Genomic DNA, 25,179 nt, shown 5'->3' with positions numbered 1-25,179 from the left:
GTCCTAAAACGGAATTAAGCCCAAACTTCCCCCAACGCCTCCGCCTGCTTTAACACCAGCTCTACCGCGACCTCTTGCCGGTCCGGTGGATACTTGTACTTCCGTAAAACCCGCTTAACCATTAGACGCAAAGTAGCCCGAACACTCTCTCGCGCTGACCAGTCGACGGTGATGTTCTTCCTGAGGTTCTCAGTGAGTTCGTGCGCAATCTTCTTCAGTGTCTCATCGGTCAGCTCTTGAACAGCAGATTCGTTCGTCGCCAAGACATCGTAAAACTTGACTTCATCGTCTGTTAGGCCTAGTTGCTCTCCGCGACTGGCGGCATCGCGGAACTTCTTTGCCATCTCAACCAGCTCTTGCATGACCTGAGCCGTTTCAATCGAACGATTCTGGTAGCGAGTCACCACGTTGGAAAGGAGTTCAGAGAACTTCTTCTCCTGAACCAGATTGCTGGCGAAGCGGCTCTTGATTTCACCTTCTAAGAGACGCTCCAGCAGCTCTACCGCCAGGTTCTTTTCGGGCAGATTCTTGACCTGCGCTAGGAATTCGTCCGACAGCAGTCCTATGTTCGGCTTTTCCAGCCCAACTGCATCAAAGATGTCCACCACACTCTCAGACACGACAGCAGAATTGATAATCTGACAAATGGCGTGCTCGCGTTGCTCATCAGTCTTCTTCTGGGCAGTAAGGTCCTTCTTGGTCAGAATGACTTTCACACCTTGGAGGAACGCAACTTCCTCACGTACTTCCTTGGCCTCATCCAAGGTGCAGCACAAGGTAAACGCCTTACTCATTGCCAAAGCTGTGTCTGCGAAGCGCTTCTTGCCGTCCTTGATGCCGAGCACATGGTTGGCAGCTCCTGCTAACGCCTTATGCCCGGCCGTCAGGAAGTCGCTGTAGTCGAAGCCATGCAGCATCCCCCTGAGGACATCCATCTTCTCCATCAGCACACTGTAGGCCTCGCGAGCATCCACGGTTGGCTTCCCGCGGCCGCTCGACTGCGTGTACTCCTTCATCGCCGCCTTCAATTCGTTGCCGATGCCGATGTAGTCGACAACAAGGCCGCCTTGCTTATCCTTGAATACCCGATTCACGCGGGCGATGGCCTGCATCAGGTTATGGCCCTTCATTGGCTTATCTACATACAGCGTGTGGACGCAGGGGGCATCGAAGCCGGTGAGCCACATATCCCGGACAATAACCAACCGCAGCGGGTCCGCCGGGTCTTTGAACCGCTTCTCAAGGCGCTTCTTTACCTGGCCGTTGTAGATGTGTGGACGCAGCAAGGCTTTATCGCTTGCCGAGCCGGTCATGACAATCTTGACAGCGCCCTTTTCAGGGTCTTTGTCATTCCACTCAGGACGAAGCTTCACAATCTCGTCGTACAGATGCACGCAGATGTCACGGCTCATCGCCACCACCATGGCTTTACCTGACTGGGCCTTACTGCGTTCTTCAAAGTGTGCAACTAAGTCAGCTGCCACGCTGGCGACCCGGGGCCCAGCCCCGACGACCTTCTCGAGCGCAGCCCAGCGACTTTTCAACTTGGACTGGGTGCTTTCCTCTTCGTCCTCAGCTAGCTCGTCGACCTCGTCGTCAATGTGCGGCAGCTCTTCTTCTTTCAGCTTTAGCTTAGCCAGACGGGATTCGTAGTAAATGGCTATGGTGGCGCCATCTTCCTTAGCCTGCTGCATGTCGTACACCGAGATGTAGTCCCCGAATACTGCCCGGGTATCGCGGTCTTCGCTACTGACTGGTGTACCGGTAAACGCCACAAACGTGGCATTAGGAAGTGCGTCACGCAGGTGCTGAGCGTAGCCAACTTGGTACGTTTCGTGGCCGGGTTTACCTTTCAGCTTCGCCTCGAATCCGTATTGAGTTCGGTGCGCTTCATCGGCAATCACCACAATGTTGTGTCGGTCGGAAAGTACAGGGAATGTGTCCTCGTCCTCCCCTGGCATGAATTTCTGGATAGTGGCAAACACGATGCCGCCTGACGGACGATTCGCCAGTTTGGCGCGCAGGTCCTGGCGAGTACTAACCTGCACTGGCTGCTCTCGCAATAGGTCCTGAGCTAGGCTAAACACGCCAAAGAGCTGCCCATCCAGGTCATTGCGGTCAGTGATGACAACAATGGTCGGATTTTCCAGCAAGGGCTCTTGCATTACACGAGCTGCAAAGCAGGTCATGGTAATGCTCTTGCCGCTTCCTTGGGTATGCCAAACTACGCCGCCTTTGCGCGTACCGCCAGGCCGTGACGCAGCTACGACATGACCTATGGCTGAGCGCACCGCGTGAAACTGGTGGTAGCCCGCAATCTTCTTGACAAGGCGGCCGTCATCTTCAAAAAGCACGAAGTAGCGAAGATAGTCTAGGATGTAGGCCGGCGCCAGCACGCCGCGCACCAGGGTCTGTAGCTCGTTGAATTCGCCCAGCGGGTCCAAAGTCACACCATCAATGGTGCGCCAGGCCATGAAGCGCTCGCCGCTGGCCGACAACGAACCTAAGCGTGCTTCGGTGCCATCGGAGATGACGAGCACTTCGTTGTACTGGAACACATCCGGGATTTGCTCTTTGTACGTCTGTATCTGGTCGTAGGCCTTCCATATGTCAGCCTTCTGGTCAGCGGGGTTCTTGAGCTCGATGAGCACCAGAGGAAGACCATTAACGAACAAGACGATGTCGGGACGACGGGTATGGTGCGAACCTTTGATGGAAAACTGGTTCACCGCCAGCCATTCGTTGCGCTCAGGGTTCGCCCAGTCAATCAATCGCACAAAGTCGCCCCTTGATTCGCCGTCCTGTTGATACTGGACCGGTACGCCACCGACCAGAAGCTTGTGGAAATACCGATTAGCCGACAACAACGACGGGATGCTCAAGTCGAGAACCTGCTTCAACGCGTCTTCCCGAGCACTAACCGGAATAGTTGGGTTTAGCTTCTGAATCGCTTCGCGTAGGCGATAGACCAACTGAACCTGTTGGTAGCTGATACGCTCAGGCTGAAGGCCGTCATGAGCGATATCGGGCCCATAGAGATTGATGTAGCCGACGTCGTGCAGCCAGCCTACCACTTCTTGTTCGAGTTGGTCTTCGGTCATCGTATCGCTTTAGGCTGCAAGAGCGTCAATTTGTGCTTCTGCTTCGGAGATGCGCAACTGGCCAGAAATGAGACGAGGCAGTAGTGTGTCGCGCAGAGTACACAGGATTCCGACACGCTGTCTGTTGTGCAAAATAGTTTCCCGCATAGGCCAGACGGCGCGATGGTAAGCTGCTAGCAATTCTTTTGTCGGTGAGACCAGCTTGAAACTTGCAATATCGCCCTTGTTAAACCCTGCTTGGGCACTTCTGCCACTTAGGGCGGCTAGCCTAGCTTGGAAAACATTTGACATCAAATATGTTCGAAGGAACTCGCGAGCCTGCAATTCACAAACTACTCGCACCAATGCAACGTTATATGCGCCTTCAAGCCCCCAGCAGATTCTCCCCACCGACGCACCATACCTTGCAATCATCACGTCTTCTCTTGACGTAGTTTTCAACTTCGGCGTCAACGGAACATATGTAAGATGCGCGTCGGTTTCATAGTCCCGAATTTGAATAAGTCGAACATAGCCGTCTCGCATATTCCCAATGAATTCATTCGCTGGGGGTTGCGTACCGCCAGCAATGTCCATTAGCGTTGATAGCGACACTACACTCCATTCCTGTGGCACTTGCCCCACTTCCGACTCCGCGAACCCATCTGGAAACAACGCTGCCGTAGCCTCATCCATGCCTTCAGGAACGCGACCTTCCACCTTGGCGTGAACCGGGTCGAAATCGACAAACCAAGACTTGAACAAGGCTTGGGCGATGGATTCGAGCGTGGTGTTGATTTCACCTAGAAGGGAAATGCGGTCGTCCAGCGCGCCTAGAAACTGTGCAATATTCTCTTGCTCGGTTAGGGATGGCATCACCACTAACGCTTCGTGCAGGTGATTCCTATTTATGCCAGGAACCGCTGCTTTGTCAGAGTAAGCTTGAAAATCGATGGTCCTCAAAAAGTATTGAATGAACTTCGGATGGTTTCCCTTGAAGTCACGAACATACAAAGTAGTGTTGAGAGGCCAAAAGTCATCCTCAACATAGAATACTTGACCAATTGTTCCGTATCGTCCGGTTATAACGCCAGGCCCTTTAACCATCGCGACATTGTGCTCGTCACTTATGCCAGATGAGGAAACGAGGGGGACTGAACCCTTTAGACGTTTTGCTTGCGGGAGGTCGTACCCGCGCTTTAGCTCTATGAAGTCGCCGAGCTTGCCGCTGGTCCACTCAGAACTCATAGCCGACCACCCCTAGCTTTTTGCGAATCAACTGGTCCAGCTCCGCTCCTTTAGCCATCTGCTCGCCCAGCTTCTCAGTAAGCTGCCGCATCTTGGTAGCGAAGTCCTCATCGTTGTCATCGACTTCTTCCGCGCCGACATAGCGACCAGGCGTAAGCACGTGGCCGTGCTCAGCAATTTCGGACAGTTTGACGCTGCGGCAGAAGCCGGCAACATCCTGGTATTCATCCGCATCCGGTTCACCGCGCCAAGCCGCAACAACGTTCGCAATGCGCTCAATCACCTCGTCGCTCAGCTCGGACTGGACACGACTAATCATCGTAGCGACCTTACGGGCATCAATGAACAGCACCTTGCCCTTACGATGGGTCTTCTTCTTGACTAAGAACCACAAACAAGCTGGAATCTGTGTATTGAAGAACAACTGGCCTGGCAGCGCTACCATCACTTCGACGACATCGGCATCGACCATCGCAGCACGAATCACGCCTTCATTGTTCTGACTGGAGCTCATGGAACCGTTCGCCAGCACGATGCCGGCACGCCCGGTCGGCTTGAGGTGGTACAGCATGTGCTGCAACCAAGCATAGTTCGCGTTGCCTTGCGGCGGGTCCCCGTAGAGCCACCGAGGGTCACCAGTCAGGCTGCCGTGCCACCAATCACTGATGTTGAACGGTGGGTTGGCCAAGATGAAGTCCGCCCGTAGGTCTGGGTGCTGATTACGTGTGAATGTGTCTGCTGGCTCTCTACCAAGATTGAAGTCAATCCCGCGGATGGCCAAGTTCATTGCAGCCAAGCGCCAAGTCGTAGGATTGGCCTCCTGCCCGTAAATAGACACGTCACCTAGCTTCCCGCCGTGAGCCTCTATGAATTTTTCGGACTGCACGAACATGCCGCCCGACCCGCAGCAGGGGTCGTATACCTGGCCGCTGTGCGGATTGAGGATGGCGACCAAGGTCTTCACGATACTTGCGGGAGTGTAGAACTGCCCGCCGCGTTTGCCCTCGGCGCTTGCAAACATGCCGAGGAAGTACTCGTACACCTGCCCCAGGACGTCGCGAGCAACGTTGGGGTTGTCACCAAAACCGATGGTGGAAATCAAATCGACTAGCTCGCCCAGCTTCCCGTCCGGAAGCTGCGCCCGCGCATAGCGCTTGTCCAGAATCCCTTTGAGCTTGGGGTTTTCTGCTTCTATCAAGGTCAGCGCTTCGTCAATGCGCTTGCCGATGTCTACCTGCTTAGCTGCCGAGCGCAACGCCTCCCATCGTGCTGCTTCGGGCACCCAGAACACGTTGGCCGCTTTGTAGTAGTCGCGGTCTTCCAGCTCCTCTGCAACCAGCTCGGCATCGGAGTCATGCAAGAAGTACTCATCAGACTCGTCGGCAAACCGCTTCGTCAGCTCGACGCGACGTGCGTCGAAGGTGTCGGAGATGTACTTCACAAAAATGAGGCCGAGGACGAGGTGCTTGTACTCGGCCGCGTCCATGTTCGCGCGCAGCTTGTCAGCCGTCGCCCATAGTGTTTTCTTGATATCGTCAAGCATTTGGAATTCTTAACCGTGGTGCAGAAGACCTGATTATGACTGGTATTTTGTTCTTTTTGGAAACAGCATTGTTGAGAGGAGGTGCCAGTCTGCGACGCGTCTGACCCCAAGGTGTGCTTGTAGTTACAAGAACGCTGCTGCAGTTGCGGACGGGTGAAGTTTCGGCATAAAGCCTTCTGTAAAGGCTCGAACGACAGAGCGCGGCGTGAGTACTTTCACAGTTGCTCTCGGGTCAATACGATACGGTGTGCCGTACCCTTCGAACGACCAAGGCAGATAACTATCCGTAGCGACAAGGTAGGCAATTTCTTCGTGCTCGAAAATCGCACCTTGGGGCAGCTCAGCCAGCGGTGCATCGTACGTCCCTTTGCCACCGCCAGAAATTGCACGCTCAGCATGCAGGACTTTGTCAATATCGGGCATAGAGGTCGAGGCGCGATGTTCTGGCTCGACGTTCGAGCGTAGCCACGCGTCCTTAAACTCTAAGTGCCGCACCCGCTGGCAGTACGCGCACGGCCGATGTCCCGCCGCAAAGGCTGTCGCTTCGTCGAGGAAAAAAAGCTCGGAGTAATTCCCTTTCGAAAACGGCTTCGGCCGCTTGATACCTTTGAACTCAAGCAGGCAGGTTACCCACCCCTTGTGAGCCCAAGGCCTAACGATTCTGTTTTCATCATCGTGAAGGATGCCACGGTTTCCCATCAGGGTTCCCCTAGATGGGACTGCGCACAATCGGCCCCAAGGGTCGACTCGGTTGTGTAGAGTATTTGAAGCCATTGAAGAGCTTTCGAAGGCTGGGCGTTTGCCTGGTTGAAGTTTATTCATACTGACGACTTGCTTCGCCTCGAGTGCCGACTTTTAGCACAGCTGATAGTGAGTCACCCCCGTCCCACCGGGAATCGCGGCGCTCCGAAGCTCCAACTGCCCAGCTTTGGTGAGGGCTCGTCGCCACGTAATATGCAAAGGGGCCCGTCATCAAAATTTCTAATTGACTTGACTGTTCCAAAAGCCCCTACGCTGGTCTTCCGGCAATTCGGCAGTCCGTTTGCAAAGCCTCGATGAAGATTTGCCGACCACTCTTGTGCTTGTACTTGCGCATGGGAGTGTGCCACCAACGAGTAGCTGGATGCGGCGTAAAAGCGAATCGAATGTGTTGGTGTCCTTGAACTGACTCCCTTGCGGCTCTCCATGCCAGGACGCTACAAAAAATGACAATCTGCGGACTTAGAATCTCCAGGACAGTGTTCAACACCATCGAACTATGGCTTTTATCGAGCGCCGAAACCACAATAGATTTCCCCGAGACTTGCGCTGGTCGCTGGAAGTAGTTCATGAAGGCCATGCTGTGAAAAGGAGAGTCTGCCTTTGATGTGCCAACGCCGGCATCAACTGCAGCGGCTTCGATGTTGCGATAAATGGTTTTCGACTTCTCCTTCCACTGATTTGCGAGACCGTTGGCGACAATATTGCGCGTGATTGTCCAAGTCCTGTCGGGTTTCCCTTGGATGTCAATGCCGGCATACCACCCGGCAGCATCGTGATGATAGTCGCTGGCCCGGTCCAAGTAGTGGCTCTCCCCTAGCACGAGAATCCGAAGGCAATGCTTATGAAAGGATTGGCCGACCCAAGGGTATAACTCAGGGTACAGTTGAAAGTGACCAATTCGGGAAAACTGCTGGTCGTACATTGTGCTCGAAGTCATGTTGGTCATTCGAATCAGATATTAAGTACCACGGAACTGGCGATTCAATTTTAAAAACGTACGACAAAATCTGAGGCAGCTAATTAGGTGGTCCGCGGCGATAGTCGTTGCTAGTCTCAGCGTGGCGCCGTTTGACTGCGATACCAAGTCTGTCCTCTTTTGCCAACTGGACTGGCGCTGCTCCGGAGTTCAAACAGCCCTGATTTCTTCAAGACCTGTCGCCAAGTCCTGCAGCCATATTTTCTAGGTGTCTGGTCTCGGTGTTCCTTCGAAATGAACGTTATCGCAGCATCAAGCGGCGTCCAGCCGTCGGTTTGGTAAGCTGCCTCTGCGTTGCGCAGACATTCAACTATCGAGCTCCTTGTCCAACATACCGAGCCGTCGGGGTTGGCGCCGTGTACGAAGGCATCTTCAAAAGCCTTTGACTGTACGAGTGAAGAGACGCGCGTCCTGAACTCACCTAAGTTACTAGCCCAAGTTTTCAGGAGCTGGCAGTGGCCATCAATTCGCTGGTAACAGCTGTCCAAGTGGCTGGATGCGGCACGGCAGCCACTTGCGTCGGAAATGTCGAAACGTTCGATGAGGTGGTGGACTAAGTCGTTGCGCAAATTAACGAGTTCAACAAGTCCCGCCTTGGTTTGCGCGTGACGCTCAGGCGACATCGAGATTGTGAAGCGTATGCTGGCCCAGGACGCATCAGAAGTCTGGCCGTTGGCACCTGTGTCCTCATCTGGTCCGACTTGGATGTCTGCCGAGGCCGCAGTCAGGTGCTGCTCGGTGAACATTCCTACTAACGAACCTAAAGTCCTGTTACGCATGCTGAGCGCTTGCTTGCCCTGCACAGCTTGGAGTTGCTCAGGCGGACCCGCGACGGCCATACTTGGGAGGACTGCCTTCAGGAGACGCTCGTACTGCTGCAGGCGTAGCATGCAGCAGCCGAGCTTGCGTTGCACTTCATGCTGAAGGACTGCTACTGCGCTTTCCACGTCAGAAGTCCGCAAAACGGCAGTTCACTTCTTCCCGATACTTTGTAGACACCGAGCGGCACCAACCGTTGTGCAGGTCATAGTGCTTATTATCGGAATCCGAATAATGGACACGTGACGCCGCACACGACGGCCCCGGCAGTTGCATCCGTGACGAGTGAAGATTGAAGGGCATTTCTGTCCAGTTGGCCAAGCTCTGCAGCGGTGGCCCCAGCAACCTCGCAGAGCTTGATAGTGATTTTTGCATCTTCGTAATCTACTTTGTTGTCGCTGTTCAAATCTCTGACTGCTCTATAGCAGCCCGCTTTTTAAGTCACTTAGGTTTGTCCTTCCGCTTTTTAGTACCGTTAGCGGTCAGTAACCCAGCCAATTGGGCCCATGTAAAAGATTGACAGTTCACCTTACTATCGGCCGGCCACCAGTCAACGCCTCCCTTACTGAATGCAAGGTCACCCAATTTACCAGCGTTCCCAGAAACTTCGAGTACGCTGTCAATCTTATTTACTTCAATATCCTGCCTGATTTTTAAGGTAAGTTTTGCCATATCTGGCTTAATTAATAGTTATGGGAGCTATTTAATAATTAGCACTTCAACGCTTAAAGGATACTAAGTATCACAATACTCTCAACAGGACGAGTTTCCGCATAAACATGTTTACGTATCGCTTCCATCACAGCGCTCTCTGTTTTCGCTTTGGCTTGGATGGTAGTTGGTCCGACAGTCATAAGGGAGTTGCCTTTGACCTTAATTTGGTACTTTACCTTTACATTAATCATCTGTATCCAATCCTCAAGTGCGCTGATTTATAAGTTACATCTTTGGCTGACCGGCCATCACTCAACATTATAAGCCCAACAATTTCTTTGTGGAAATGTTTTTTGGAGCAAAGGTGTATTTAGACACAGCCTCATCGCTTCATGGAGGATGACCCGTGTTGCATCACCCAAACCCACGACAAGTTGACCTTGCTGAAACTGCTCGGCATGACACGCGCCTTCGCCGCACAGCCCATGCTGGACCTAGCCCGTCTTGGCTTCGAAGAATGGCTTGACCTGGCAGTGGGCCACAAGGCGACCAAACTCGGTGGCAAGACGCTGGTCCTGCGCCTGGAGCGCGCCAAGCTAAAGCCCAACATGGCTGCCGAAGACACGGACTACGCCACGCGCGTCGACTTAAGAGGGTACTGTTCGAACGACTGCTGACAAGCCAATTGCTGTCCGACGAACAGGACGTGTTGGTCACTAGCCCAACCGGCGTGTCGCAAGACCTAGCTGACGCGTGCACTGGTAAATCACGCCTGCGGACAGGGCTACAGCGCTTTCCCTGCCCACTAAGCGTTTCCGTCGAGCGTCCAGACGTCCCAAGCCCAAGCTAAACCACATTTCTTCACTGCGCGGATTTCTCGCCCGAATGTGCAACCTGTGAAGCACAGCACGCGTATATTGATATCGGTAGCAACTCCACTACGCCCTTTTGCTTTCGCGACAACAGTTACTAGTTCAGGCTTGCCGAGGCGCCACTGTAAACAGAGCTTGCGGGCCTTGAACTAAATTTTCACGAAGCACCGTGGAAATAAGATAGATTTCCTTGTGGAAATACAGGTAACATACCATCTTTAGTATTTGGCGTAGCGTTTGAACGCTGCAATGACACAGAGGCGAAAATGGGGAAATGTAAGTATTGTGGAGCATCTACGAACGCGGGCGGTTCATGCACTAAGAGTCCCTCAGGGGGACACGTTGTCTATACCATCGGCAAGTGTATATTTTGCGGAGCCAGCTGTAACGGCGGGGGCTCGTGCTCCAAAAGTCCGTCGAAGAGCCACGTCGTGGATAACGGACCCAAGAAATGTATTTACTGCTCCGCAACAACGAATGCCGGCGGTTCTTGCTCGAAAAGTCCATCGAGAGGGCATGTGCTCGGCGGGGGCATAATGTAACTCATCAGAAACAGGTCCGGTAGCCGTTGCGAATTTTAATGTCAGGCTCGATTAGGCTTTGTTGCACGAATAATTTGAGCACGTAATACCCCAAACCCGAGACGGATTTATGGCATGGTCACCGTCGTGGGCGTGCCAAGGCGAGTAAAGCGATTCAGGATGGCCGCCCGAACCTGCAGCTCTGCTACCTGCCGGTCGAAGTCGCGAGCCATCACCCTCTCGCCAAATAGTTTGAAGCAGCGCATTTTCGTTTCAACAAGACTGCGTCGATGATAGCCCGCCCACTTCTTCCATATTTTGCGACCAAGGCGGCACGTGGCTGCGAGGATGGCATTACGCGCTTTTGCCCCCGGACGTTCGTCCTTCCATGGCTTGGCATTTTTCCGTGTCGGGATGATTGCTTGCGCACCACGCTGCGCGACGGCTTGGCGCCGGGTCGTGGCAAGGTCGGACCCAAGACTGACGAGGCAGCTGATGCTCAATTCGACAAAGACCTTGACGCAGCTCTGACCCGCAAGCCGAGTCCGATGGCTACCAAGAAATCGAAAGTCGACGGCGAAGCTTTCATGCTGGAATCTCGTGCCGGGTCAGCCGCGGCGCTGGCCTCTCGCATCGAACGTAAAGAGCTCATTACTTCGGCTGAGCTTCAAGACGCACTCAAGATTCGCCGGCAGTCAGTGAGCGAAGCAGTGAAGTCACACCGGCTGTTGGCGTTGGTCGGACCGTCCGGTGAAAATTACTACCCAACCTTCTACGCTGACCCAGATTTCGACCGCCGCGCGCTTGAGAAAGTGACGAAATCCCTCGGAGCACTTCCCGGCGCTTCTAAATACAGCTTTTTCACGACTAAATCGAACGTGCTCGGTACCACACCACTAGGCGCCCTGAGGCAGGGTCGCCTGGTCGATGTGTTGAACGCAGCGGCCGCCTTTGGGGACCGATAGGATGAGATAGTAAATCAAGACGCTCCCCCCTTGCAGACTACCCATAGTCCCTGTTGAAATCAGACATGAGTATGTTTGCCCCAAATGTCCTCCGACATTCGCAGATGGCAATTTGATAACCTACGAAGGACCAACGCTGCTAATGTACTGCACGGGGTTGAACCATCCCATTAACGACAGCAAAATGGGACGTCGCCAACTCCAGTTTTAACGCACTTGCAACGCGGCGTTCGGCATCAGCTGATGTACGCGAAATTCCCAGGAGACGGCAAATAGAACGCGAAAGTCCGTCTAATGACATACCCCCCTGCTGGGATATCAGAAAAGACGCGACGTTAGCGATTTCTTGGGGCGCGACCTCGTCTAATGACCGCTTAGACTCAGCATTACTATTGGGCACTCGGAAACCTGTCCAGTCGATTGACTCGCTAGCTTGAGGCCAATAGAACGTCGTACCTTCCTCTTCAGTCCTAACGATATCTAAGGGAACTAGGTTGGTAAGGACCTCCTGAATCCGCCGGCCCGTTTTCGATAGACCCCAAGCACGTGCTACTCGTTTGAAAACGATGTGACTAGCTACCGGCCCCTCTTCGTTGATAATCTGTACAAGCTGAGAACGCAGTGTGGTTGCGGAAGAAGCAGCGTAGAAGTCGTTACCATCCATCACCTCAAGCTCAGCTACGCGATACTCTACGAGAGCCTGTGGCCGCTCGACTTCGGATGATGCCGACGCTTCAGCCGGCTCCTCCAGGGCAGTTTCATCTGGCTCGACAGGCGCCGAGGGGACCTCTTCCAAGTTGCCTGCATCTTGGGACGGCTCGTCGGTGTACAGCAGTTGCGCGAGCCTCGCCTCTAGCTTTCGTATCGGCTCTTGAGGGTTGAGCCACCAGTCTGTCGACCAAATGCGGAAAAGCTCCCACCCGAGCCCTTCTAAGACGTACTGACGCAGTCTGTCGCGGTCTCGCGCGGTCGCGCCTGAGTGATAGGTACGGCCATCGCACTCGACCCCTAAGAGGTACCGGCCGGGCGCCCGCGGGTCTACGACGCCAATGTCTATCCTGTAGCCCGAAACCCCGACCTGGGGGTGCACTACCCATCCTTTGTTGCGTAATACGGAAATGACTTCTCGCTCAAATGGACTGTCCGGCTCCATGCCTGTAGGAGTGCTTTGCTCGACTAAGGCACGTGGGCCGCGCAGTGCAAAGTCCAGATAGTTCTTAAGGTCGCGCACACCTGCCGCGCGGACCTTCGACAAGTCGATTTGCTCAGGCAGCAATGTACTGAATATGACCACGTTCTGACGGGCGCGCGACACCGCAACGTTCAGGCGACGATGGCCACCCTCAAGGTTCAGCGGACCGAAATTCATGTTCAGTTTGCCGGCTGCATCCTGGCCATACGTTATCGAAAAATAGATAACGTCGCGTTCGTCACCTTGTACATTTTCGATGTTCTTGATAAACAGCGGCTCTCGAGCCGTGGACGCAATCGCTTGGTCAAGTGTCGACGAAATCCGCCGGCGCGCGTCTAACAGCTTTTCGATGAGGTTCTGCTGTGCCTGATTGAACGTCACAACCCCTAGCGTCTGTTTATTGGTCGCTGAGTTCTGGAAGTGTTTCTCAATTGAGGCTACGATAGCGTCAGCCTCAGCACGATTTGTACGCGACCCGCCGCGGTCATATACCCCTCGCACGTGTTCAAATCGCACGCCTTCATCTCTGGTCGTCGGCGAAGGAAACGTTACGAGCTCATTATCGTAATATGTCACATTGCTGAACGTGATGAGACTCTCATTACGGCTTCGGTAGTGCCAGGTGAGGCTGAGCTTTGGCATACCGATACTTAAGCACTCGTCAAGAATACTCTCGAGGTCTTGGATGCTGTCGTCCCCTGCCACTTCTTGTAAATCGTCGACACGATTGAAGAAGTTTGTTGGAGGAAGCTGTTTAGGGTCACCCACGCAGACAAGCTGTCGACCTCGTGCAATCGCACCGACTGCATCCCAAACTGGAATCTGCGATGCCTCGTCGAAAACTACGACGTCAAACTGAGCATGGGCCGGGTCTAAGTACTGCGCGACGGACAGCGGCGACATCAGCATGCAAGGCTTGAGCTTGGGAAGCAGCGTTGGAAGGCTTTGCATGAGCTGGCGAATCGGCGTGTGTTTGCGTTGCTTTTGTAGTTCCCTACGTAACTTGCCGAGTTCTGAATCAGCGCCAGGTTCGACACCCGCGCTCGACGGAATTTTCCCAGAGAGCTTCGCGACGATGTATTGCTGCGACAGCTCCTGGAAACGCTCATCAGCCTGCCGAAATTCAGAAATCTTTCTATCATGGTCGGCGCTCGAGAAAGTGCAGAGAACATTTTCAGCGTCTACCGCTTTCTTAAGCCACCAATTTTGGTAGCTGAATTCAAAAAACTCAGCTGCGTCACTCATTGCGGCCTCGCCGGCTTCCAAAGGCGATACCAGCCCGAGCAAACCATGTGCTATGGCATCCGAGCGAACGCGCTGCCACAAGCTCCAGGGCTGCAGCTGCCTAGCCGAGGTTTTCCACCCCTGCAGCATGCTCTGCAACCTTGGCAAAAAGCCGTCTTCGTTGGAGTCAAGGCCGAGGCCCACGGCCGAGTTAGCAGTTACCACCAGCTTATGTACTTGGTCGACGAGCTCACGGTAGGCGTCGCGGTAACTGAGCAATGCGCTTCCAACTGCTCCGTCACGCTTGAGTGTTGCACGCCCATCCGTTACAAGGTTTTCAAGGTTGGCTTTTAGGGCTTTCGCTACCTCATCATCCCGACCTACTAGCCGGCTAACGACGTCCGCAAATGCTGCCGCCCATTCCTGATTCTCTCCAACCGACGCCCAGTCAGTCTTCTCTCCGACGAAGTGTTCTTGAAGAAGCTGCTGGGCCTCGCTTGCAAGAGGCAAAATGACTTTGTCCTCCGCGTTGATGCGCGCAAGCGAGGCAGCCATGTCACCCACTTCTGCCTCAGTCGGACGAACACCGTCGTTTCGATACAGCCTCAAGCGATTAAGCACCGCTCGCTTGGCAAACCAATTTCGTGGCCACCAAGTTGTTTGCGCTGCCGCCCATTGGAGCTGCAGTTCTGCAGCGCTGAGCGAAGTGACATCCTCACGGTACTTGCCGTCTAATGTTTCCCATGCCTGGGTACGTGCTAGCCCGTGCTGACTCAAGAACAAGAGCCGGGCTCGGCTCGCCTCATCGTGGGCTGCTCGCGCGACGCCCAGAGGCACTTTCGGAGCTAGAATGAGTGTGTCGGCCAGTTGGTCGAGAAGCCCGAGCTCAGTCATCGACAGACCAACCTCGGCCAGTCCAATCTTGCGCAAAATTGGCTTCGAGGCTTCCTGCAATGCAGCTGCCATTCTGCTTAATTCCGCAGCCTCATCGAGCAAGGTCGATTGCCAACTTGGGGTCCAGTCGGTTTTCCTAATCGCCGCCAGTGGATGTGCCGGCATCTCAGAAATCTGCGCACCCAGTGCCGCCATTCGTCGCGATATTTGTCGAAGTTCGTCCAGGTCTTTTCGGCTGTGGGCGTTCAAGTCCGGCCAGCTCAACGTTGCCGGCGTCGTATCGCCATACCGAACACAAATACCTATCGCGTCGTAGACTGTAAGGTCATTCGGATGAATTCGATGCAGTGCCTGTGCTAAGCCGTTAAGTTCCGTGCGAAGGTTAGAAAGCCGTTCTGCTTCAGCCTCCCAGTCCTTGACCGTCCGATTGCCGCTGGCGTCAAGCGCCGCGCCCAACTGCTTCAGTACCTCTGACTTTTTGGCTTTTGACGAATGCAGCTCAAAGCAGAAGGCGCCGAGGCCGAGCGAGTTCAGTCGCCGATGGACGACCTCAAGCGCGGCCATTTTTTCTGACACGAACAGCACGGTTTTGCCGGAAGCCAACAGGTGTGCGATGAGGTTCGTGATTGTTTGGCTTTTACCAGTGCCGGGTGGCCCCTCCACCACGAGGTTCTTACCTTCACTCGCGACACATATTGCACGAAGCTGTGATGAGTCAGATAGCAGTGGAGCAAAGAGGTCCTGCGGTCGAAACGTGCTGTCGAGAGTAGAAGCCTCATACCCGATTTCGCTGTCAGCAAACGCCTTTCCTGGATGGTTGACCAAGTGCGCGACGACCGGGTTCTCCAGAAGCTGCTTTTGACGGTCCTGCAGGTCTTTCCACATCAAATATTTAGCGAACGAGAAGATGCCCAGGTGGACTTCGTCCTTGACCTCCCATCCCTTTAGCTCACCCACTGCCAAGCGGAAGACCTGCAAGATTTTGGGAACGTCGATGCCTTTCTCATCCAAAGGCAGCACGTCAAACGAAGGCAGCTTCATCTCGAAGTCTTGCCAAAGCTTCTGCACGAGCGTCGGGTTAACCAACGCGTCGTCATCGTGTCGAGTCAAGCGAAAGCCGCTACGAACCGACTGCCGCGTTAGCGTCACAGGTATCAAGAGTATCGGCGCCAGATGCTGGACTTCGGCATCCTTTTCTTCCTGCCACTGTAGGAGTCCAAATGCAAGAAATAGCGTGTTCGCACCGCCCTCCTCCAAGCTGGTTCCAGCTGTGCGGAATATCTCAAGGAGCCGAGCGTCAAGCGTCTCTTCCGTAGCGTCGACAATGATTTCGCGACGGCTTAAAGCCTCTGCCGCGATGGCGTCCAGCGGCGCGTTGCCAGTGCGCGCGGAAAACACTGCCGCATCCCGGTTGTCACTGCCTACCATGACGGACGGCAACGGTCGAATTTTGAACTCTTTACCTTCTGAGAGGACATCCTCGAGCGCACCTGGGTCGGGACAGATAACACGCAAGTTAGATTTAGCCGGCTTGAAGTTCAGAAGCCTGTTGCGAAGTGTAAGGTCGAGCAATTTGCTTTTCCAACGCGATAGACGCCCTTCTGGCGTGTCTGGCACTGCCGAGTCATTGACCTGGATAACGGCAGGGTCAAGCGGCGGCAGAGGCGGCACATCTTCGATTGAAGGGAGCGAGATGTTCACATCTGCCGGCGCAACCTCGACAACCGTCGAGCGCGAAGGCAGCGGACGGATTTGCACTTCTCGTGCACGCCGAATGTCTACCGCGTAAAGGAAGCTTCCCCCATCGGCCAGGTACTCTTCAGCCGTGCTGCTGGCCCACCTTAATGAAGGATTGTTTCCCCCTGCAACACCCGTCGTCTCAAAGGCGATGAATTCGCCAGACTTAACACGTTTGCGAACCGACTGGACATCGTCGATGACGGGGGTTGGGAAACTGGTTTCAGTTAGCCAGACTCCAACCCAAGCATGAGCTTCCTTGAAGAGTACCACCGGGTGCAAACCCGCCTGCTCAAAGCACGATGCAAACAGCATTGCAGTGTCCAGGCAAGTCGCCACTTTACCGTCGAGGATTCGCTCCGGAGTCCGAATCTTCTGGCCATCCGAACCGAAGGACGCTGGAGGGTTCGAGTAGTGCAGTTTTTCTGCCAGAATCGAGCTATAGACTGCCGAAACCTGCTTCCAGACGTTAGCTCGATTCTTCGACTGATAGCCGTTCATCGAGAGGCTTTCCGACGCACCACGAAGTAACGTTGAAGCGTTTGAAACGATACGGTCGACAACCCGTGAGTTCGGCATACTGAACGCGGCGAGCAGCTCAGGCAGGGAACGAGTCCCGGCCCACTGGTCGTACGCCAACACTTCGATAGGTCGGCTGGTTTGAGCTACCTGCTCCGCACTGAGCACGGCCTTAGCCAATATTGTTGCTCTCTCAGACTCGTCAAGCTGGCTCAGGTAAGCATGTTCCGGCTGCAGGTCAACCGGAGAGATGGTTCGAGCTTCCCCAGATGCCAACAGGTCGAACTTCAGCTTCACCCCCATGGCAAAGCGAGGTGAACATGAAACATCAACCTCGACATCGCGAAGTGCTTCTGACCCCGTGTTTAGAACGGTAATCGACCGGATGACCGGGATGTTGTTCTGAATCGCCGCGTAGCCGGTCGTCGGGTCTGCAGTAATCTCGATTTTAAGGCTAGGAACAGTTTCGCTTGCTGAGCGAGACGTGACGACGTCGGCGATGTCGGATTGCATTCGTTGCTTCTTTAGAAAATGGATTAGGCGCGGTGGCTGATGCCTGAGGCAAGAAAAACGTTTAAGGACTACTCGACACGCGCTTACAGCACCGCTCTGCCAGCGGCCTACGGCGAGCGCACATGAAGTATTGCTGTTTGTTAAGTGTACTCGGGGTGTTCGTTGCGATACAAACACTTTAATATCTGATTTACGTTTTGTTGGGGGCAGAACACCGGCGCACCACCCGTTTCAATCATCATGGCAACAATGTCTGCTTCTTGCAGTGTCAGCGATACAGCGGTCTGGGCGAGGATGACCGAGATAGATTTCCGGATGCAAAGCTAGCGCTCGGGTAGAATCGGGCCTCCTCTGCCCCAGGGGTGGTGTTTTGCGAGAGATGTGGCCCCCTTGATGAGACGCGCACGTAAATTTCGATTGGGGCTGCTGGCCCTGTTCATCACCTTCGTCGCGGTTGGCGCCACGGCAGTAGAAGTCTTCCTTGACTATCAAGATACTGAGGAGCGACGATACGAAACGGCAGCCGACATCACTCGCGTTGTTGAGCGGCACACACGGGATACCGTTACGTATGTCGATGAGACCCTTGACGCAGTGTCAACTGTCGTTGAGGGAGCAGGTCCACTGGCGAACCTTCGTGAACCCAACCGCTGGAAGCTACTGAGCTCGTATTGCAGGACTCTTATCGGTTGCCGTGAAATTTGGATTGTCGACCCGGGCGGCAACGTCGTTGCGCAAACGAGAACAATGTCTCTTGTTAAAACGAACGTTTCCGACCGAGACTATTTTCGGCAAGCGAAAGATACGCACAAGCGATACATCGACAAGGCTATCGTTGCTCGAATCCCAGGTTCGCCAATTCTCTTCACTATCTCGAAAGCAGTGTATGACCAGAAGGGAAATCTGCTCGCAATTGTCGCGGTCGGTATGGACACCAGCCAGCTCACTTCTTTCTACTCACTGTTCGGCTTTTCAGTCGCGCCAACGGTCGGCATCTACAGGAACGATGGAAGCCTCGTAGCACGGAATCCAGGCATGGCCAAGTACGTCGGGAAGAGCAATGCACGGAGCTCGATATTTACTAAGCTGCTGCCGCATGCACCGTCTGGCACGTATGACTCGACCTCACAAATGGATGGCAAGCGAAGGCTTGCGGCGTATAGAGCCCTGCCTGACCTCGACCTTGTAATTTTTGTCGGAATCGAACGACAAGCTGCATTTGCTTACTGGAAGACTCGCTCGATGCGCTTGGCGACGATTATCGCCGGGATGCTTGCGCTTATATGGGCAACACTATTCATCGCTTACCGGGCTCTTATCGAAAAATCAATCCTACGGAAGCAGAACGTCCAGTTAGACGACTTGGCTTCCCGCGATGCTCTTACCGGAATTGGTAACCGTAGGATGTTCGAACGGATGCTCAAGCATGATTGGAGTAAGCACTGTCGTAGTGGTGCACCATTATCGCTGGTGCTCATCGATGTCGATTACTTCAAGCTCTTCAACGACCGCTACGGTCATCAGGCGGGCGACGCCTGCTTGCGTGAGGTAGCGCAAGCGATTGAGGACAGTTTGAACCGGCAGAGTGATGTAGTTGCTCGCTACGGAGGCGAGGAATTCGTTGCGCTTCTCGACTGCGGTCACGACGGTGCCCTGCTAGTCGCAGAAAAAATGCGCCGGCAGGTAGAGGCGCTTGGCATTCCGCACGCGTCTTCTAATGCAAGTTCCATTGTGACTGCTAGCTTCGGCGTCGCTAGCACGGATGCTGTGAACTTCAGCAGCGCTGACGAGCTGCTGGCAGCCGCCGACAGCGCGCTGTACGCCGCTAAGGACGCTGGGCGAAACCGGGTGCAGGCGGCCGAAGGTCAAGTGCCGCCACTTGCTTCCTAGTGGCCGGTAAATGCCGCGCAGCTCATGCGCACTTGGCGAGACCGTACAGATTATCTGACGAGCAGATACACTGAGCGTGACGAAAAACCTTTGAACTTGCGACGCATCTTGCGGCTACGGCTATGAGACATGAAAAATCCTAGGATGGTACAAGCAGGAGCATCACTTAGGGCAGAGCCCTTGACGACGACAATGGAATAACGTTCGCGTTCAATGCGGGGACTCGTTCTTGGTAAAGCTTGGACGACCAGGTCGAGCACTATGCTGGTTTGGCATTCTCGAGAACACCGGCTTTCTCATTGGTTAATCGGCCGCCAAATAACATCGCGGTAGTCGCCGGCGGTTATCATTCGCCTTACGGAAGACCAACTAGCCGTCGCCGACCTTCGGGTTTAGAGCCGCTAGAGGAAACTATCGACGAAATTTCTGCAGATAGCGGGTGTACACCCATCCGGAAACTACTGCACCGTCTCCGTAGTCATAGGTTACTTCTGGCCTTCCCCCACCACGACGGACACTTTCGATAGGTATGATGTCCCTATCGGAGGTATTACATGGCACGTGAAAGACGGGTATTTTCAGAAGAGTTTAAGCGCGAAGCAGTCAAGCTGGTAGGCCAGCCTGGTGCGAGCAAGGCGGCGATAGCCCGTGACCTTGGCATTGGCGCCAATTTGCTGGGACGGTGGTGCAGAGATGCCGACGTCGATGCAGAGGTCGCCGTCCGGAGCGAGAAAGTGTCGGCCCAGCAATACGAGCGTATGCGACGCGAGCTGGCGAAGGTCAAGACGGAGCGCGACATATTAAAAAAGGCGCTCGGCTACTTCGCAGCCGACCTCAAGTGAAGTACGGCTTCATCGCCAAATATCGAACCATCTGGCCAACGCGAATGATGTGCCGTCTACTCGGCGTATCGAGCAGCGGTTTTTACGACTGGCTTGGACGGCCTGCAAGTGCGCATGAACGCGAGAATGCCCAGCTTCTCAAGGCAATCAAGCACAGCTTTGATGCCAGCGATGGCACATATGGTTCACCGCGGGTAGTGCGAGACCTTATCGACGCCGGTTTGTCCTGCAGCGAGAACCGCGTAGCGCGACTGATGAAAGCGGCCGGCATCAAGGCCCGCCACAAGCGACGTCGTGCGCCAGGACAGCTCGATTCGCCAGTCCACGCCATCGCGCCGAATCTGTTGGACCGGCAGTTTGAAGCGACAGGGCCGAACCAGAAATGGGCGGCCGACTTTACTTATGTGTGGACTGGCGAAGGCTGGCTGTTTGTCGCTGTTGTCCTCGACCTGTATTCGCGGCGTGTGGTGGGCTGGTCGATGCAGCCGACGATGACGGCACAACTGGTGATGGATGCTCTGCTGATGGCAATTTTCCGACGCGGTCGTCCTCGCGCAGTGGTGCATCACTCCGACCAGGGCTCGCAATACACGAGTGAGGATTTCCAGCGCTTGCTCGAGTCTCACGGCATCGTTTGCAGCATGAGTCGACGCGGTAATTGCTGGGACAACGCTGCAATGGAGAGTTTCTTCTCGACGCTCAAGACTGAGCGCTTAAGCAAAAAGCACTACCGGACCAGGGATGATTTACGTGCCGATGTGTTCGACTATATCGAAAGGTTCTACAATCCACGCCGGCGTCATTCCACTATCGGCTACATCAGCCCGGTACAGTTTGAAAATCTAAAATGCGCCTAACGGAAGTGTCCGTGACGATGGGGGAAGGCCAGTATTGGATGAAGGTTCAACTGACACACACTACTGTTTGTCCGCAAAATTGCCGCCGATGTCTTTCAGCTTGCCGTTGATTTGATCCGAATTCATGGTGATCTCCTTTTGTATCGATTGAAGTCAATGCGCTTACCCGGTGGGGGCTCGCTGCTCATGTTTGACTCAATGGTAAGAAAAAATTTCGTACGGCTCAGTTAGCGCACGCACATAAGCTGGGCTGTGCGGCAATACCTGATGCCGCGCGACGGTTGCGCACGAGAACTGATAACATTTTATCCATGAACGATTCCCAACACCTACCTTCACCCGGCCTCGAGTCCGGCCCTTCCTCCGCGCCCGCCAGCACGCTCGGGCCAACGCCGCCGCAGCGCAACCTGATGCGCCGCGTCGTCATGATCGAAGGCATCACCGTGCTGTTCCTGGCGCTCGGCGCCGCGATCTGGTTCGCCGCCGACGCCCTGCTGCTGATCTTCGCCTGCATCCTGTTTTCGGTGCTGCTGTATGAACTGAGCGTGATCGTGCGCGACCGTCTCAAGATCAATCGCCAGCTGGCGCTGGTGGTCGTACTGCTGTTGCTGGTCGCCGTGATCGGCCTGGGCGGCTGGGCCATGGCGCCGCAGATCGCCGAGCAGTCGAGCGCGCTGGCCAAGCAGCTGCCGGCTTCGATCGAACGCGTGCAGGACATGGTCAAGGCGCATCCGATGCTCCAGCACGTGGCGCAGCAGATGCCGTCGACCAAGGAAATCGTCGGCTCGCTGCAGCGCTTCGCGCCGGACGCCGGCCTGCTGTTCGGCGGCGTGCTGGGCACGCTGGCCAACATCGTGATCATCATCGCGGTCGGCATCTATTTTGCGAGTTCGCCGCGCGTCTACACGCACGGCTTCATCAAGCTGATCCCGCAGCCGCGGCGCGCGCGCGCGGGCGAGGTGCTCGACACCATCGGCACCTCGCTGGCGCGCTGGCTGCTCGGCAAGGGCGCCTCGATGCTGATCGTCGCCGCCATCCTGTCGACCGGCCTGACGATGCTGGGCGTGCCGCTCGGCCTGATCCTGGGCATCATCGCCGGCCTGATGGACTTCATCCCCTACGTCGGCCCGATCCTGGGCGGCGTGCCGGCCGTGCTGATCGCGCTCTCGACCAGCACCGACCTGGCGCTGTACACCGGCCTGCTGCTGCTGGCGATCCAGATGCTGGACGGCTACGTGCTGCTGCCGGTGATCGAATCGCGCTCGGTCAACCTGCCGCCGGCGCTGACCATCATCATGCAGCTGATCTTCGGCACCCTGTTCGGCTTTGCCGGCGTGGCGCTGGCGACACCCTTGACGGCGGTGCTGGTCAAGCTGGTCAACATGCTGTACGTCGAGGACATCCTGGGCGACCGCTCGGACGATTCGGAGCCGCACGACAAGGACACGTCCGGGCATGCGCAGCCGCGGCCATCGTAAATGCGCATTGCACCGAATGTCATAAATATTACCTATTGGAAATTAATTGAGAAGTTGATAGGATGACGTTTTGCATCCTTCCTCTCTCGCATGAACGACCTCCTCGCAAAGCGCAGTGCCGGCGTCACCCGCCGCCGTGTCGCCGGTTGACGCGCCATGAACGACATCCATCCAGATGCCGCCCTGCGTGCCATGCTCGAAGACCGGCCGCGCCTGCGCCTCATCCTGCGCGACCGCGACTACGGCATGCCGTGTCCGGAAAACCGCTGGCAAGTCAAAGCGGCGATCGACGCGCTCTTGAAACCGGCGCTCGAGGGCATGGTGCTCGACGTGGACATCCTGGAAGACGAGGATGACGTCCTGGTGATCGGCGTCGTCGACCTCGACAGCGCCTTGCCGCGCTTGCGCGACCTGCTCGAGCGTCTGCGCGTTCCCGCCGGCGCAATCCTGCTGCTGGACGGGCGTGAGGAAAACCTGGCCCCCGAGCTGCCCGCCCGGGACGAGCGGGTACGCCACGCAATCGACCACGGGATTCAACAGGTGACAGCGGAATGCGTCGCCTGTTCGCCGCATGACCGGCAATCGGGCACGCTGACGATCCAGTACGACGGCAACTGGCTGGCATACTCACTCAAGAATGCCTGGTCCAACAACATCGCGTCGATCAGCGAACACCTCAAGGCTTTGTGCGAAGAACTCGCGGTGTTGATGTGGAAGAACGGCGACCGCTGGCGTGAAGCGGTCCTGCGCTACGAGGGCACGCGTTTCACACTCAAATTCGATTACGACGAACCGCTGCATCCGATTGGACGGCCATCCGGTTCGGATACCGCATCCAGCGCAGAACCGGCTTCCGATTCCGGCGCCGATCCCGGGACAGCAAAACGCTGGTGGAAGGTATGGTGATCTGACGCTGCAGCCCACTGCTCCGTCAAAACGTGGCGACCCATTCTTCCGCAGGCGGGTTGAGCTTGCGAATGTCGGCTTCGGTCAGGCGACTGGATTGTTCAGCGTCGTGCAGGCACTGGTAACCCGGCATGCGGTCTTGCGCCACCGGCTGGGTGTCCAGATCGTCGGCATTGGCCATGTCGGGATCGCGCAGCATTCCAAAAAGGAATACTGCAACTGCAGCCAGGATGAACGAGGCTTTGTTGAACAAGATGCGCTTCACTTTGCACCTCCTGAATGACATCTGTTTAGGATAGACGGTCAATCAAGGATGCAAACCAGAAGTCGCTGATGTGATCCCCATCGACCCAAATCGATGCAATGACTGGCGTCAGTGTCCAATGAAACGACGAATCCCCTGGCTGCGCGCGTCGATCGCTAAGCCGCCAGCAGCAGCGCATACACGCCATCGTTCGCGCACGCCTGCGCCGGCACGCGCGGCGCGTCCAGCACCGACACTGGCTGTTCATCGGCCAGCAGCGTCACCACAGTCGGCACGTCCATCCCGTTGATGGCAGCCTGGAACTGGCGCACCAGTTCGCGGCACAGCTTTTCGTTCGACGGCGCGTCCTCTGGCCCGGCCTCGCGCAGGCGCCGGCGCGCGCGCGCGAGGTGCCGGCGCAGCACATCGATCGAGCCGTGCTGCGCGACCGTCGTCAGCCAGGCGGCCGGGGTCTGCAGCGATGCCTGCTCGGCGCCATGCCACTTCAGGAAACAGTCCTGAACAACGTCCTCGGCGTCGGCATCGCTGCCGACGATGCGGCGGCTGATCGCGGTCAGGCGCGGGCGCAGCTGCTCGAACAAGGCGCAGCCCGGGTCGTGCAAGTCGTGCGCATCTGGCATACGGCGCATCGTGGTCTCCTGGCAAGAGCGGATAGGGATCGGATGCTCGCTTGACGTGCGGCGGCGTGCGGATGTGACAAGGCGGCTCTATTTATTTTCGGCGTCACGTCGTGCCGCCCTGCAAACGTCAAGCGGACAGTGAATCGGCACAGCGATTCCACTCTACCGCGAAAGGACGAGCATGACTTCACATTTTCCAAAAGGCCTGGGCCTGGTGCCCACCGTTGTCGAACAGACCGGACACGGCGGACGCGCCTTCGACATTTATTCGCGCCTGCTGAAGGAGCGCGTTGTGTTCCTGGTCGGCGAAGTGACCGATCAATCGGCCAACCTGATCGTCGCCCGATTGCTGTTTCTGGAATCGGACAATCCGGACAAGGATATCTCGCTGTACATCAATTCGCCGGGCGGATCGGTGTATGCCGGGATGGCGGCCTACGACACCATGCAGTTCATCAAACCGGATGTGTCGACGCTGTGCACCGGCTTTGCCGCCAGCATGGGTTCGTTTTTATTGGCGGCCGGCGCGATCGGCAAACGCTATGCATTGCCGAATGCGCGCATCATGATCCACCAGCCGCACGGCGGCTCGCAGGGCGTGGCCTCGGATATCGACATCCAGGCGCGCGAAGTGATCTACCAGCGCCATCGGCTCAACAGCCTGCTGGCGGAACGGACCGGACAAACGCTGGCGCAGGTGGAGAAGGATTCGGACCGCGACAATTACATGCCGGCCCAGCAGGCGGCGGAATATGGGATCGTGGACCGGGTGCTGACGTCTCGCGACGCGGCCTAGGTCATC

The 25,179-nt window shown here is 55.7% G+C and carries 16 protein-coding genes and 1 pseudogene; 7 read left to right on the top strand and 10 right to left on the bottom strand.

Annotated elements, in window-relative coordinates; genetic code table 11:
- Window positions 1–14: 14 nt before the first annotated feature.
- The 6 genes from FA90_RS01265 to FA90_RS25375 form a co-directional block, all read right to left on the bottom strand.
- Window positions 15–3,101: a type I restriction endonuclease subunit R gene (locus FA90_RS01265; protein WP_036165069.1), complete on the bottom strand. Its 3,087-nt coding sequence runs from the start codon at window positions 3,099–3,101 to the stop codon at window positions 15–17.
- 9 nt (window positions 3,102–3,110) lie between these two features.
- A complete protein-coding gene (locus FA90_RS25385) occupies window positions 3,111–4,328 on the bottom strand; it encodes a restriction endonuclease subunit S (protein WP_081933562.1) in 1,218 nt (405 codons plus the stop codon).
- A complete protein-coding gene (locus FA90_RS01260) occupies window positions 4,318–5,871 on the bottom strand; it encodes a class I SAM-dependent DNA methyltransferase (RefSeq protein WP_036165065.1) in 1,554 nt (517 codons plus the stop codon). Before FA90_RS01260 ends, FA90_RS25385 begins: the two co-directional genes overlap by 11 nt.
- A 123-nt stretch (window positions 5,872–5,994) precedes the next feature.
- Window positions 5,995–6,570 (bottom strand): hypothetical protein, encoded by a 576-nt coding sequence (locus tag FA90_RS25380; protein WP_197065223.1) that lies wholly within the window; start codon window positions 6,568–6,570, stop codon window positions 5,995–5,997.
- 310 nt (window positions 6,571–6,880) lie between these two features.
- Window positions 6,881–7,432, bottom strand: a complete 552-nt coding sequence (locus FA90_RS01255) for a hypothetical protein (RefSeq protein ID WP_239700474.1) — start codon at window positions 7,430–7,432, stop codon at window positions 6,881–6,883.
- 254 nt (window positions 7,433–7,686) lie between these two features.
- Window positions 7,687–8,556: an OST-HTH/LOTUS domain-containing protein gene (locus tag FA90_RS25375; protein WP_156116537.1), complete on the bottom strand. Its 870-nt coding sequence runs from the start codon at window positions 8,554–8,556 to the stop codon at window positions 7,687–7,689.
- 966 nt (window positions 8,557–9,522) lie between these two features.
- Here FA90_RS25375 and FA90_RS01250 point away from each other — a divergent pair.
- Window positions 9,523–9,759, top strand: coding sequence for a hypothetical protein (locus tag FA90_RS01250; protein ID WP_156116535.1), 237 nt, complete (start codon window positions 9,523–9,525; stop codon window positions 9,757–9,759).
- Window positions 9,760–10,603: 844 nt separating this feature from the next.
- Here FA90_RS01250 and FA90_RS25370 read toward each other — a convergent pair.
- A pseudogene (locus FA90_RS25370) lies at window positions 10,604–10,924 on the bottom strand (transposase); the annotation flags it as partial.
- Between FA90_RS25370 and FA90_RS24700 the strand changes: the two are divergent.
- The gene (locus FA90_RS24700) at window positions 10,898–11,440 is read left to right on the top strand and encodes a hypothetical protein (protein WP_051971305.1); all 543 of its coding nucleotides are present in this window, start codon (window positions 10,898–10,900) and stop codon (window positions 11,438–11,440) included. The pseudogene FA90_RS25370 and the gene FA90_RS24700 overlap by 27 nt on opposite strands.
- Window positions 11,441–11,579: 139 nt before the next feature.
- On the opposite strand, the gene FA90_RS01235 is transcribed toward FA90_RS24700, so the two are convergent.
- Window positions 11,580–17,519: a DUF3320 domain-containing protein gene (locus tag FA90_RS01235; RefSeq protein ID WP_051971304.1), complete on the bottom strand. Its 5,940-nt coding sequence runs from the start codon at window positions 17,517–17,519 to the stop codon at window positions 11,580–11,582.
- 393 nt (window positions 17,520–17,912) lie between these two features.
- Here FA90_RS01235 and FA90_RS01230 point away from each other — a divergent pair, with 393 nt between their 5' ends.
- The 4 genes from FA90_RS01230 (at window position 17,913) to FA90_RS01210 (ending at window position 23,492) form a co-directional block, all read left to right on the top strand.
- Window positions 17,913–19,409, top strand: coding sequence for a sensor domain-containing diguanylate cyclase (locus FA90_RS01230; RefSeq protein ID WP_081933558.1), 1,497 nt, complete (start codon window positions 17,913–17,915; stop codon window positions 19,407–19,409).
- Window positions 19,410–19,963: 554 nt separating this feature from the next.
- Window positions 19,964–21,108, top strand: a protein-coding gene (locus tag FA90_RS01220; RefSeq protein ID WP_156116534.1) for an IS3 family transposase whose coding sequence is annotated in 2 segments (ribosomal slippage) — window positions 19,964–20,222 and window positions 20,222–21,108 — 1,146 coding nt in all. Because the reading frame shifts where the segments join, the coding sequence is not laid out codon by codon here.
- 311 nt (window positions 21,109–21,419) lie between these two features.
- On the top strand, window positions 21,420–22,586 hold the full coding sequence (locus tag FA90_RS01215; protein WP_051971303.1) for an AI-2E family transporter: 1,167 nt from the start codon (window positions 21,420–21,422) through the stop codon (window positions 22,584–22,586).
- Window positions 22,587–22,742: 156 nt separating this feature from the next.
- Complete coding sequence (locus FA90_RS01210; RefSeq protein WP_036165042.1) at window positions 22,743–23,492, top strand: hypothetical protein; 750 nt, start codon at window positions 22,743–22,745, stop codon at window positions 23,490–23,492.
- 25 nt (window positions 23,493–23,517) lie between these two features.
- Here FA90_RS01210 and FA90_RS26095 read toward each other — a convergent pair whose 3' ends face one another.
- Together FA90_RS26095 and FA90_RS01205 are read right to left on the bottom strand one after the other, a co-directional pair.
- Window positions 23,518–23,757 carry a hypothetical protein gene (locus tag FA90_RS26095; RefSeq protein ID WP_156116533.1) on the bottom strand — a complete coding sequence of 80 codons (240 nt, stop codon included), beginning with the start codon at window positions 23,755–23,757 and terminating at the stop codon, window positions 23,518–23,520.
- Between the two features lie 155 nt (window positions 23,758–23,912).
- A complete protein-coding gene (locus FA90_RS01205) occupies window positions 23,913–24,386 on the bottom strand; it encodes a sigma factor (protein ID WP_081933557.1) in 474 nt (157 codons plus the stop codon).
- Between the two features lie 172 nt (window positions 24,387–24,558).
- Between FA90_RS01205 and clpP the strand changes: the two genes are divergently transcribed.
- Complete coding sequence (gene clpP / locus FA90_RS01200) at window positions 24,559–25,173, top strand: ATP-dependent Clp endopeptidase proteolytic subunit ClpP (RefSeq protein ID WP_036165036.1); 615 nt, start codon at window positions 24,559–24,561, stop codon at window positions 25,171–25,173.
- The last annotated feature ends 6 nt before the right edge of the window (window positions 25,174–25,179 follow it).

The sequence above is a fragment of the Massilia sp. 9096 genome (assembly GCF_000745265.1).
Classification (GTDB): Bacteria; Pseudomonadota; Gammaproteobacteria; order Burkholderiales; family Burkholderiaceae_D; genus Telluria.
This window is presented reverse-complemented; position numbering and strand designations above follow the sequence as displayed.